At 36.4% G+C, this 12,558-nt stretch carries 10 protein-coding genes; all 10 read right to left on the bottom strand.

The window, feature by feature from the left end; translation table 11 throughout:
- Positions 1-101: 101 nt before the first annotated feature.
- Positions 102-1,436 carry an MFS transporter gene (locus ACTYA4_RS14270; protein ID WP_443482245.1) on the bottom strand — a complete coding sequence of 445 codons (1,335 nt, stop codon included), beginning with the start codon at positions 1,434-1,436 and terminating at the stop codon, positions 102-104.
- A 601-nt stretch (positions 1,437-2,037) separates the two neighbouring features.
- A complete protein-coding gene (locus tag ACTYA4_RS14265) occupies positions 2,038-2,874 on the bottom strand; it encodes a YitT family protein (protein ID WP_443482246.1) in 837 nt (278 codons plus the stop codon).
- 219 nt (positions 2,875-3,093) lie between these two features.
- On the bottom strand, positions 3,094-4,527 hold the full coding sequence (locus tag ACTYA4_RS14260) for an aldehyde dehydrogenase family protein (RefSeq protein WP_443482247.1): 1,434 nt from the start codon (positions 4,525-4,527) through the stop codon (positions 3,094-3,096).
- A 14-nt stretch (positions 4,528-4,541) separates the two neighbouring features.
- Entirely contained in the window at positions 4,542-5,282 is a 741-nt protein-coding gene (locus ACTYA4_RS14255; protein ID WP_443482256.1) for an amino acid ABC transporter ATP-binding protein, read from the bottom strand.
- A 4-nt stretch (positions 5,283-5,286) separates the two neighbouring features.
- Complete coding sequence (locus tag ACTYA4_RS14250) at positions 5,287-5,994, bottom strand: amino acid ABC transporter permease (RefSeq protein WP_443482248.1); 708 nt, start codon at positions 5,992-5,994, stop codon at positions 5,287-5,289.
- A 53-nt stretch (positions 5,995-6,047) separates the two neighbouring features.
- Complete coding sequence (locus tag ACTYA4_RS14245) at positions 6,048-6,905, bottom strand: substrate-binding periplasmic protein (RefSeq protein WP_443482249.1); 858 nt, start codon at positions 6,903-6,905, stop codon at positions 6,048-6,050.
- 55 nt (positions 6,906-6,960) lie between these two features.
- A complete protein-coding gene (gabT, locus tag ACTYA4_RS14240) occupies positions 6,961-8,310 on the bottom strand; it encodes a 4-aminobutyrate--2-oxoglutarate transaminase (RefSeq protein WP_443482250.1) in 1,350 nt (449 codons plus the stop codon).
- A 243-nt stretch (positions 8,311-8,553) separates the two neighbouring features.
- Positions 8,554-9,240 (bottom strand): GntR family transcriptional regulator, encoded by a 687-nt coding sequence (locus tag ACTYA4_RS14235; protein ID WP_443482251.1) that lies wholly within the window; start codon positions 9,238-9,240, stop codon positions 8,554-8,556.
- A gap of 222 nt (positions 9,241-9,462) precedes the next feature.
- Positions 9,463-10,848, bottom strand: coding sequence for an APC family permease (locus ACTYA4_RS14230; protein WP_443482252.1), 1,386 nt, complete (start codon positions 10,846-10,848; stop codon positions 9,463-9,465).
- A 262-nt stretch (positions 10,849-11,110) separates the two neighbouring features.
- On the bottom strand, positions 11,111-12,484 hold the full coding sequence (locus tag ACTYA4_RS14225; protein ID WP_443482257.1) for a putrescine aminotransferase: 1,374 nt from the start codon (positions 12,482-12,484) through the stop codon (positions 11,111-11,113).
- Positions 12,485-12,558: the final 74 nt, after the last annotated feature.

Here is a 12,558-nt window from a genome sequence, read left to right as displayed (position 1 = left end):
CTTTCCTCACATTCACCTCTAGTTTTTAGAGCCCTAAAAAGGCAACAAAATAAAATTGGTGAGTAACCAAAAGGGCTACCCACCAATAAGTAATTCTATATTTAAGATGATTTACCAGTTTCTAGCTTTTGTTCCGTCTCCAGCTCAGCTTCTATTTTGGAGCCTTTTGAAGATTCACCCATACGCCAGTAGACAAAAAAGCTTACTGCAATACAGGCTGATACGTAGAAAAAGAACAGTGATTCAGATCCAATGCTTTTTAGCCATAAGGCGATAAATTCGGCAGTTCCACCAAAAATCGCAACGGTAAGACCATAAGGAAGACCTACGCCAAGTGCACGAATTTCCGTTGGAAAGAGCTCAGCTTTTACAATTGCATTAATTGAAGTATAACCTGTTACAATAACAAGCCCAATCGTCATAAGAACAAAAGCAACAACGGGACTGGTTGTTTGTTTCATCAACATGAATAAAGGCACTGTTATCAATGTTCCTAAAATGCCAAAAGTCATTAATAATGGTCGGCGTCCAATTTTATCAGACAGCATACCGCCAATAGGTTGAAGTACGACAAATATTAGTAAAGCAATAAAGTTAATCCAAGTAACAACACCTTTGTCAAGTCCTACAGAATTCACCATGAATTTTTGTAAATAAGTTGTGTATGTGTAGAAAGCAACTGTTCCACCAAGTGTTAGTCCTACAACTGTTAACACAGCCTTAGGATGCTTCATTAGCGCTTTTATCGTACCAGCATTTTTTCTCTCTTTAGAATCCATCTTCTTAAATTGTTCTGATTCATCCATTGAGCGGCGCAGCCATAAAACACTTAACGCTCCTATTGCTCCAATGATAAAAGGAATACGCCATCCCCAAGACATCATATCTGCTTCGCTTAGGACGTTCTGAAGAATGATTTGCACTCCTAATGCTACCATCTGTCCAGCTACAAGCGTAACATATTGGAAACTTGAGTAGAAACCTCGACGACCGCTGCTAGCCATCTCAGATAGATAAGTTGCGGAGGTTCCATATTCTCCTCCTAAAGATATCCCTTGAAGCAAACGTGCTATAACAAGAATAATAGGAGATAGCAAGCCAATAGAACTATAATTTGGTGTAACGGCAATAATTAAGGAACCACTAGCCATAACAGTAATAGAGAGTGACAGAGCGGCACGGCGGCCATAACGGTCAGCATAACGTCCCATTAACAAGCTCCCTAATGGACGCATTAGAAAACCAACAGCAAAGATAGCAGCCGTATTAAGTAGTTGACTTGTCGCGTCTCCTTCAGGAAAAAACTGGGATGAGAAATATATGGCAAATGCAGAATATACATACCAGTCATACCACTCGATTAGATTTCCAACTGAACCTTTAAAAATATTACTTGTAATGCGTTTAGTGTTTGCAATCTCAGAAGTGTTAGCCATTATCAAAACCTCTTTTCTTTAAAATAAATGGTTTTGGTGTAAAATTTACAACCGGGTTTTAACGTTTCATTCCAACTTTAATAAAGTGAAACTTCAATTAGTGGGGTATTATTGCCCGTTCATACGGGATAAAAAGCTACAAAGTTTCTTACTTAACCCTTCTACAAAATAACCTCTAGGAGCTTTATGTTGTATTCTATTTAAGCATCCTGTATAAAGAATTAATCCACAACGATTTTCCATATTAAATGAGAGTTTATTGCATCGATTATAGATAGAGGGGAGTGAAAAAATGAGAGTTAATAAAGTTTGAAACTTATTTTGAATATTATAATACTAGAAATTACCCATCTTTTTATGTTGAATTTAGTAGAATCTTGTAGGAACCAAACTTTTTTGAGTTTATCATTAACTCTGACTTTTGTCTAGAGAAGTTCAACTAAATTTATTCAACATAGATGTACAAAACATACAAATCTCTTAGAAACACAGCATATTTAAAAGGAAGAGAAAACACATTCCCTCCCTAAAAGACAACTACCTTATACTGTGGAATATTTATGAAACAAGATCTTTCAGGTAGTACATGTGTACCAGTCCATTAATCATCAACATCTTTCCATCTCTTCCCAAACACTTCATGAACATTATTAAAAATAATAAAAGCGTTAGGGTCGATTTTAGTTACAATTTTTCTTAGTTTTACCGTTTCTTTACGACTAATAACACAGTAAATAACTTCTTTCTCCTGTCTTGTATATCCACCTTTTCCATTAAGAAAAGTTACTCCTCTTTGCAATTCAGCTAGTATTTGTTTTGAAATTGCTTCTGGCATTATCGACATAATAGTGACGGCTTTTGCTGCATAGGAACCCTCTTGTATGTAATCAATTAGCTTAACTCCAACAAAAACAGCTAAAATCGTGTACATTGCACCTTCCAAATCTAAATAAACTAAAGATAGCAGCAAAACAACCGCATCAACAATCAGTATCGTGCTCCCCATGCTCCAACCAAAATATTTTTGAAATAATCTCGCGATGATATCTACACCATCGGTCATGCCACCAAATCTGAATACGATGCCTAAACCTATTCCAACTGCTACTCCCGCATATATCGATGCCAGCAGCTTATCATCCATTACAAGGGAGCATTGTTGGAAAATAGTTAGAAAAACAGACAAACATACCGTTCCTACAATAGTGAGGATAAAACTTTCCCTCCCCATTATTTTCCACCCTATCAACAGCAAAGGCATATTTATGAAGATGCTCGATAAGCCCGGATCCCAGCTGAATAAGTAATTAAGGATCAGAGCGATCCCCATAATGCCGCCTTCTGAGAGTCCATTTGCAATATTGAAATAGTTTACCCCCCATCCCACAATGGCTGATCCTAACATAATAAAAAAGATATTAATCGACCAAGTTTTCATATATACCTCTCATTCTAGTTACTAATTATCGATATTTTATTATATAAATCTTATATTCCTTTAAGGTGACTTCAATATGACTGACTATCATTCATTATACTTTATAATCAATTATTTTTACAATCCCTCGTAGGGAAAAGAGGATAATCGAAATTGCTTGATAAAACAAAGGATAAGGAAAAACTCAGAGCGATTACTATCGCTCCGAGTTTTTATTCATTACTTCAAGTTAATTCCAAGAAATTTGAGTTTTGTCATTTCTTCGATTGCATAAGGAACTCCCTCTAAACCGTTCCCGCTTTTCTTAACGCCGCCATATGGATAATTATCTTGACGAACAGTTGAGACATCGTTAATCCAAACTCCGCCCGTCTCCAATGAATCAAAAAGTCGGAAAGCACGTTGGATATCAGAAGTAAACACACCGGCCTGCAATCCATAATCCGAGTCATTTGCGGCAGCAATCACTTCTTCTTCTGTTTCAAAAGGAATAACCGTCACAATCGGGGCAAACACCTCTTGGCAGACAACCTTCATAGAAGGATTTACATTTGCGAGCACAGTTGGCTCTAGAATTGTATTTATACGCTGGCCACCTGTAAGTACTACTGCCCCTTCTGCCACTGCTTCATTAATCCAATCCTCTGCTCGTTTCGCTGCATCTTCTGTAATTAACGGACCAATATCGGTCGTTTCCTGGGATGGCTCTCCCACTTTTAACGTTTCAATCTTTGGCAACAATGCATCCAAAAATGAGCTATACACCTCTTTATGAACGTAAATACGTTGAACAGAAATACATGCTTGTCCGGCGAAGGCAAATCCACCTTTTACCACACCTGCTGCTGCCGCTTCTATATTAGCATCTTCAAAAATAATATTCGGTGAATTCGATCCCAGCTCTAAAGTGACCTTTCGATTGCCAGCCATTTCTTTAATCTTAAAACCAACCGGACCACTGCCTGTAAACGTCACATTCTTAACATATGGATGTGTCACTAACGGAGGGACAAGTTCTGTTCCTAGTCCATTTACTACATTAATCACCCCGTCTGGAAGACCGGCTTCTTTCATTAATTGCACTAATTTCATCGCAGAAAGCGGTGTTTTCTCTGCTGGTTTCAAGACTACTGTACAGCCAGCAGCTATAGCTGGCCCAAGCTTATGGAGCACAAGATTTAAAGGAAAGTTAAATGGCGTAATCGCAGCTACTACTCCTACCGGAATTCGTTTCGCCAACCCAATTTTTCCTTCCCCGCCTACAGCCGAATCCATTTTAATCAGCTCTCCATCGTTCCGCTTTGCTTCTTCCGATGCAAAACGTAATACCATCACAGCACGAGCCACTTCTCCTCTCGCATCCCGAATCGGCTTCCCTGCTTCTTGACATAACAATTGAGCAAACTCTTCTGTACGTGCTTCCAATAAATCGGCAGACTTACGGAGAATATCCGATCGTTGATGTGCTGGCATGTTTTTCATCGTGTTTTTAAAAGTATGTTGAGCAACGTTAATCGCTTCTTCAAGATCATCCAATGTAGAAAAATCAACGATCCCTACTAGCTTGCCATTGTATGGGCTGAGTACCTCGTGCTGTTTACGTTTATCCCCTTTTAATTCTTTTCCATTAATAAACGATCCAATATGTATCATTTCTTTCCTCCTAATTAATGTCCAACCTTTTTAATAAATGATTTAGTCCGTTCATGCTGAGGATTGTGGAAAAATTCCTTTGGATGCCCCTCCTCTACAATTACTCCGCCATCCATAAAAATAATTCGATCACCAACTTCTTCAGCAAACTTCATCTCATGAGTAACTAAAACCATGGTCATCCCTTCCTCTCCAAGACCCCGTATAACATTTAAAACTTCCCCGACTAATTCAGGATCAAGCGCAGACGTAGCTTCATCAAACAACATGACTTTCGGCTCCATCGCAAGCGCACGAGCTATCGCCACTCTTTGCTGTTGTCCTCCAGAGAGTTGGCTAGGATAATGATTCATCCTTTCTTCTAATCCTACTTTTCTTAAATATTTTTCTGCTGTTTCTCTAGCAGCTTCCTTTGACTTTTTTCGAATTTTGATTTGAGCTGCCATGACATTTTCTAGCGCTGTCATCGTAGGAAATAAATTAAACCGCTGAAAAACCATGCCGACTTCAGTTCGAAGCGAAGCAACATGTTTTTCATTAAATTTCTTTTTCGGTTCTACAAAATAATGTCCTTCTATTTTTACTATTCCAGATGTCGGGATTTCCAGATAGTTGAGGCAGCGTAGCAGCGTTGATTTTCCGGATCCCGAAGGACCAATTATTACAACCTTCTCACCTTGTGAAATCTTTAAATCAATTCCCTTTAAAATTTCATTAGATCCAAAAGACTTATAAAGCTGTTTTACTTCAATTATAGGTTTACACATGACGCATCAATCTCCTCTCCATCATACGAACTAACTGTGACAAAGGTAAGCTTAAGATAAGATACGCTGCAGCTAAAATCGTATAGGATTCAATTGTTAAAAACGTTTGAGAGGCGTAAGCTTGAGTACGAAGCAATAACTCATTCACAGTTATAAAAGCTAAAAGAGAGGTATCTTTAATCATCATGATCACATAATTTCCTAAGGTTGGAAGGGCAATTCGGGAAGCTTGCGGAATAACAATTGACCACATGGCTTGACGATTGGTATATCCTAGAGCTAAAGCTGCTTCTGTTTGCCCCTTATCTACTGAAATAATGGCTGAACGTATAACCTCTGATAAATAACAACCATAGTTAACACCTAATCCAACCATACCCGCTACAAATGGGCTAAGATTAAATTGATATTCTGGGCTCCAGATTTGTCCCACTAATGTGATCAGCAATGGAACTACATAGTACATATACACTAATTGAACAAGTAAAGGAGTACCGCGAATAATTTCTAACACTATCACTAATAACCCATTTAAAACTTTTATTTTCGAAATTCTTCCTAGTGCAATTAAAGTTCCTAATAGAAGGGCCAAAGCAAAACCAGATAAAGTTGCACCTAGTACAATCCAAATTCCTTCCCATAAAACAGAACTAAGCTCTCGAAAAGCTGTTGCAAAATCTAAATTCTCTATTACATTCATTCCATCACCTCTTTAATAGAAGAAAGGGAAGGATATTCTCCCCCCTCCCTCACTTATTTTCCTGCAGGAACAAAATTATCTTCGTTTAGTCCATACTTTTTAAGGACTTCCAAGATAAAGCCTTCTTCTTTTAAATTATTCAATTCTTTGTTTACCGCTTCTAAAAGCTCTGTGTCATTCTTTCTTACTGCAGCTCCAATATTTCCAGCGGCTTCTGCTTTATAAGGAGAAACTAATTTTATGTTTAAAGATTGATCTTTTGTGATACTGTACCCTGCAACTGCACTATCCGTAATACAAGCATCAATCTTTTTCGTATTTACCGCTAATAATAGTTCAGCCTGAGAACCAAAGACTGTAACCTCTTTGATTTTCCCCTCTTTTTGCAGCTTTTGTGCAAATTCAAGAAAAGCTGTACCCTTTTGACCACCAACAACTTTATCTTTTAAATCATCAAGGCCTTTAATAGGAGAATCCTTTAAAACGACAAGTGCTTCACCTTCTGTATACCAAATATTTGTAAAATTGACGATTTTCTCTCGTTCAGGTTTTATATACATTCCGTCCGTTACCATATCAATATTTTTATTATTTAATTCGAGTAACAAATTCTCAAATTTTACTTCTTTCATTTCAACCTTTGGTATACCAAGGCGTTTCCCAATTTCTTTCATAATTTCAGCGTCTATGCCGCTAAATTCCTTTGTATCTTTATCAATAAAGGCAAAAGGTGCATCATTAGATGAACCAACGACCAATACCCCTTTTTTCTTTGCTTCCTCTAAAGTATTACTGACTTTAGTAGAATCATTGTTTCCATCTGAAGAAGCTTTTTCATTTGGACTCCCACAGCCTACTAAAATAATCGAAAGAATCGTTGCTAATAATAATAGTTGAAACTGCTTTTTCATATAAATTCCCCCTAATAGTAAATAATGAATCTACAAAAATCAGACTAGTTTACTATCAAACAGTGATTCGCTTCCCAAGTGTTTCCTCCACTACCTGTTCAAGCACACTTAAACCTTCTTCAAGCTGCTCATTTGTTATCACAATCGGCACTAAAACACGAATACAATTCCCAAATATTCCCGCATTTAAAAGAATGACACCTTTTTGTTGAGCAGCACTAATAATTTGACTAACAATCTCTTTGTTCGGTTCTTTTGTCACAGGATCCTTTACAAATTCAATCGCCACCATAGAACCTAATCCGCGTACTTCGCCGATTTCTGGATACTTTTCTTTCCATGAGTTAAATCTGGTAGTTAAAAGCTTTCCAATCTTTTGAGAGCGTTCATTTAACTTTTCTTCTTCAATGATTTTAATAACCTCAAGAGCCGCTACACAACCAAGTGGACTTCCACCATATGTACCCCCTATTTCACCCGGGTTCGGAGCATCCATAATTTCTGAACTTCCAACAACAGCAGAAATAGGAAGACCAGCCCCAAGGGATTTGGAGATTGTGATTAAATCTGGTACAACATCAAATTGTTCAATCGCAAACATCGTTCCAGTACGAGCAAAGCCTGTTTGAATCTCATCTGCAATAAATAAAATCCCATACTTTTCACAAATTTTCTTTAGACCCTGCATAAAACTTGCAGATGGAACAATAAATCCTCCTTCTCCTTGAACTGGCTCAATAATAAGAGCGGCGATTTCCTCAACTGGTGCTTCAGAAATAAAGAAGTTTTCTAATCGCTGCAGCATTTCTTGATCCAGTTGTTCATTCGTCATACCTTCCGGCTTGCGATAGTAATAAGGATGACCGATCTTATACGTTTCTGGAGCAAATGGTCCAAATTCGAATTTATATGGTTTTACCTTACTCGTTAACGATAAAGTTAAAAGCGTACGTCCATGGTAACCTCTTTCGAAAGAAATAATCCCTTTCTTTCCTGTATATTTACGCGCAATTTTAATCGCATTTTCAACCGCTTCAGCACCACTATTCGCAAAAAAAGCTTTCTTCGCGTGATCACCAGGTGTAATTCGAACTAATTCCTCTGCTAACTTTACATAAGGTTCATACATCATGACATTAAAACAAGTATGGATATACTTATCTAATTGATTTTTTATAGCTTCTACCACTTGAGCAGGTCGATGTCCTACATTTAAGGTACCGATCGCCCCAGCAAAGTCTAGAAAAGTATTGCCATCAATATCTGTCAACAAAGCACCTTCCCCTTGCTCTGCAAATGACAAAACCGTATTAAACGGTCCACGAGGGACAACTGCCTCTTTTCGTTTTAATAATTCCTTTGACTTAGGTCCTGGTATCGTTGTTTTCATTTGAATAAATGACATTTTAAATCCTCCTTTAGTGCACAAAGATTTTATATAATTTATTTTTTTAAATAAAGCTTCTTCTTAATACTATATTTAATAGAAAGTGATTTCTGAAAATAGAACGAACCTATTAGTGTACAATTTTTGTATACAATTTAACTAAAAAAAATAGAGGTTCTTCCTTGTTAGAAGGTGTTCTATTTGAATAGAATATAACACCCCTTTTAGGGTACAATTTTTGTATACAATAGTTCCCAAAAATCAAGTATATTTCTCTATAATTTGGTTAATTGAAAGGGAAGAAGTAAATTTCTTCGAAAAATCGATATCTTTTGTAATCATTGGAATATGATGATAAGCAAGCCTTTTCGCTTCCATTGAATTTTTGGCTTTAATAGCTTCATATAATAAAACATGTTCATTATATACATCAAAGCAATGATCATCTGAAACATCATAAAATGTTAGAATAATGTGAGTTAAAGAAATTATTTTCCTAAGACTATCAAATAAATATGGATTTCCAGAAGCTTCAATAATTTTCATACGAAATTGTTCAATGATAGGAAGAGCTTTTTTAGGTTCATTTTGTTTATAAAGCTCAAGTTCTTGATCTAAACAATTTTTAATAAATTTCAATTGCTGCGTGGTTGCATGAATAGCTGCTAAAGCTGCCGCTTCTGGTTCTAAAATTTGACGAACAAAAAAGATTTGTTCCGCTTCTTTTGGATCAGGACAATATACAAACGCCCCTCGATTTGGAATCATCACAATTAAGGAATCATATTTCAAACGTTGTAATACAGCTCGAATAGGCGTACGACTTACTCCAAAAGCTTCAGCAAGAGAAGTTTCAATTAATTGCGTTCCTGGTAAAAGCTCTGTATTAAAGATGGCCTTTCTTAAAATTTGATAAATTTCTTCTTCACGTACTTTTAATTGTTGCAATATTATACCTCCCTCTGTAAATCTAGGTGAAAAACACAACTTTACATAGAGAATTCAACTCAAATATGGTCGTTATCTTTAAGACATTCTACGATTACAATCTCTAATTCATTTTTGTATTTTGATGAAGTAAATCTGTTTGTTAAAAGCATCATACCATGCTCGTTTATTATTATCAGAATATTTGTAATATTTTCTAACATAGTTTTTTTTAATTTTCTGTTACATTGTTTTTATATCCACATCAATTTGGCTTGACGGTTCAAGCTCATCCATTTCATTAAAGCTGATTTTTCCAGGGTTAACTTTAAAGAATTTTGTGATAATTAGAAGGTAAACAAACCCTATCACAGCCCAGCTAATCCCTACGATGAAAGAATTTTTTTCAAGATTTAACCAAAGGATTGCAATAGCTCCAGCACCTAAAAGAGGCATGATAATGTAATTAAATAATTCTTTTGTCGTTTTATGTTTTTTCTTTCGAACTGCAAAATGAGCGATAACGGATAAGTTTACAAAAGTAAATGCAATTAATGCACCAAAATTAATAAAGCTAGTAGCCGTTCCTAAATCAAAAAAGATCGCTGACAAGGAAACTAAACCAACTATTAATATATTTAAAACAGGCGTTCTTAATTTAGAATGAACATATCCAAATACTTTTTTCGGGAGAATATGATCACGACCCATAACATACAGTAGCCTAGACACACTAGCATGGGAGGAAATCCCTGAAGCGATTACCCCTGCCAGTCCACCTGCTAGAAATACCATTTGAAAGAATACTCCACCCATATATAGAACAATTTCAGGAGAGGAAGCTTCTGGATTTTTAAAATCTGATGGACTCGGAAAAACAGATTGAATAAAATAGGCTGTTACCGTAAACATAATTCCACCTATAAGAGCAGTCAGAAAAATAGCTCGGGGAATTGTTTTTTTAGGATTTGGCGTTTCTTCTGACAACATCGCAACTGCGTCAAAACCTAAATAAGAGAAGCACATCAATGTTGCACCTGCAACAAGGCTCGATATATCTAAGCCTTTTTCATAAAAAGGCTGCAAAGAGAAGAGTGCACCGGTACCCTCACCGTTAAAAAGACCTTTGATTGCCACACTAATAAATAGAACTAATATGATAATTTGAAACAAAACAAGAAAGGTATTAAAATTAGCTGTAAAATTGACGCTTCGTAAATTCAGCAATGTTGTAATGAAAACAAATCCAACAACCCATATCCATTCAGGAAGGCTTGGGAAAAGGGAATGTAGATAAATTTGAAAAATCAAGGCATTCACCATTGGCAAAAATAAATAATCCATTAACGCAGACCATCCAACTACAAACCCTATATGAGTGTTCATTGTTTTTTGCGTATATGTATACGCTGAACCTGCTGTCGGAAACACTTGAATCATTTTTTTATAGCTGACAGCTGTTAACAGCATTGCAACTAACGCAATTAAATAGGCTAATGGGACATGTCCATTTGTAAGTTCAGACGCAATCCCAAACGTATCAAATACAACCATAGGGGTCATATAACCTATCCCCATTAATACAATTTGCCATAATTTCAATGAACGTTTTAATGTAACATTTTGCACGTATCTTCCCCCTTTAAATTAAAAGCTGAATATTATGAAAATTTATCTTGAAATAAGTAATTACGTAAACTATGAATGAACGTCAATCACTATCAGGGATAATATAAAAAGTTTTTACAACCTCTTAATGACTGACTTTCATTCATTTGTTCCTAATCTAAATATATCAATTTTCAAAAACTTGTCTTGTGTTTTGATAGATTTTCTAACATTGTTTTTCACTTAACAAAGGAGCATTAGTTTAATATTAACTAACTTATATTTAAATTTGTTCTAGTACTTTCTTAAAGCTGCTTACTACATGATCTACTTCTTCTTTTGAAATCGTTAAAGGCGGCTCGATACGAATAGTTTTTGAGTTTACAAGGGTTCCTGCTACTAAGATACCTTCATCAAACATTCCTTTAGATAATGCGTAGCCGACTTCATCTTGGTGAAACTCAATCCCAATCATCAATCCTTTTCCTCTAATTTCCATCACTTTATTTTCATGACCTTTGGCAGCTTCTTTTAGTTCATTTAAAAAGTATTCTCCTATTTCAGCAGCACGTTCCGGTAAATTTTCTTCTATTAATACGTTAAAAGTCGCAATCGCTGCTGCACAAGCAAGCGGGTTTCCTCCAAACGTAGTTGTATGCATAAATGGATTGTCAAAAAGACTTTTAAAAACATGCTCTTTCGCAATGATGGCACCAGCTGGCATTACTCCACCACCAAATGCTTTCGCTAAACATAAAATGTCTGGTACAACCTCATATAAATCAGCGGCAAACATTTTTCCTGTTCTTCCCATTCCTGTTTGAACCTCATCAAAAATAAGAATAGCATCATACTGGTCACATAATTCTCGTACTTGTTTCAAATAATTCTCAGGAGGTAGAATAATCCCACCTTCACCTTGGATTGGTTCAAGAATAACTGCTGCCACATCTTCACCTACTAATGCACATGTTTCAAATGTCTTTCTCATCATGTCGATATCTCCAAATGGAACATGACGGAATCCCGGTATTAATGGCAAAAATGGCTTACGGAACATCCCTTTTGCTGTACCTGATAAGGAGCCGAGACTTTTTCCGTGAAAGGATCGAGTAGTTGAAATAAATGTCGTGCGATCGCTATACATTTTAGCTAGCTTTAGGGCAGCCTCCACGCTTTCCGTACCACTATTCGTAAAGAAAGAATATTTTAAATCTCCAGGCGTTACATCCGCTAGAATTTTTGCAAGCATTGCACGAAGTGGATCCAATAAGTCTTGACTATGTAATGCTTGGCGTTTTAATTGGTCTTCAACCGCTTTTACTACTTTTGGATGGCGGTGACCAACATTGTAGATTCCAAAACCACCTAGGCAATCGATATATTTTTTCCCGTTAACATCTGTAAAGCATGAACCTTCATCTGACCATTCTACTGCAGCAAATTGTGTATCAATCGTTACTGTTTTTCGATATTCAAGAAACCCTGGGTTCACATGGTCTCTAAAGCCATTAACTGTTTCTTGTGTTATCCAAGCAGCTTCTTCTTTTGTCACGTCTTGTTTTTCAATTAACTGAAGAACTTTCTGAATATACTCATTCACCTGTGTGTATTTCTCATCCGCATTGTTTTTTACTTCTTTTACTGTTGTACTCATATTAATCTCTCCTCTTATTAATAATTGTCTAGCCCCAGTCCATTCGTCGCTAAACGGGCGCTTCCGCTTTTCTT

It is taken from the genome of Niallia yueguangensis (assembly GCF_052663115.1).
This window is presented reverse-complemented; position numbering and strand designations above follow the sequence as displayed.

Bases quoted from the DNA above. Each gene is read 5' to 3' on its own strand.
- ACTYA4_RS14260 (WP_443482247.1), bottom strand. From the start codon at position 4,527: ATGATACATATTGGATCGTTTATTAATGGAAAAGAATTAAAAGGGGAT.
- ACTYA4_RS14270 (WP_443482245.1), bottom strand. From the start codon at position 1,436: ATGGCTAACACTTCTGAGATTGCAAACACTAAACGCATTACAAGTAAT.
- ACTYA4_RS14250 (WP_443482248.1), bottom strand. From the start codon at position 5,994: ATGAATGTAATAGAGAATTTAGATTTTGCAACAGCTTTTCGAGAGCTT.
- ACTYA4_RS14225 (WP_443482257.1), bottom strand. From the start codon at position 12,484: ATGAGTACAACAGTAAAAGAAGTAAAAAACAATGCGGATGAGAAATAC.
- ACTYA4_RS14245 (WP_443482249.1), bottom strand. From the start codon at position 6,905: ATGAAAAAGCAGTTTCAACTATTATTATTAGCAACGATTCTTTCGATT.
- gabT (WP_443482250.1), bottom strand. From the start codon at position 8,310: ATGTCATTTATTCAAATGAAAACAACGATACCAGGACCTAAGTCAAAG.
- ACTYA4_RS14265 (WP_443482246.1), bottom strand. From the start codon at position 2,874: ATGAAAACTTGGTCGATTAATATCTTTTTTATTATGTTAGGATCAGCC.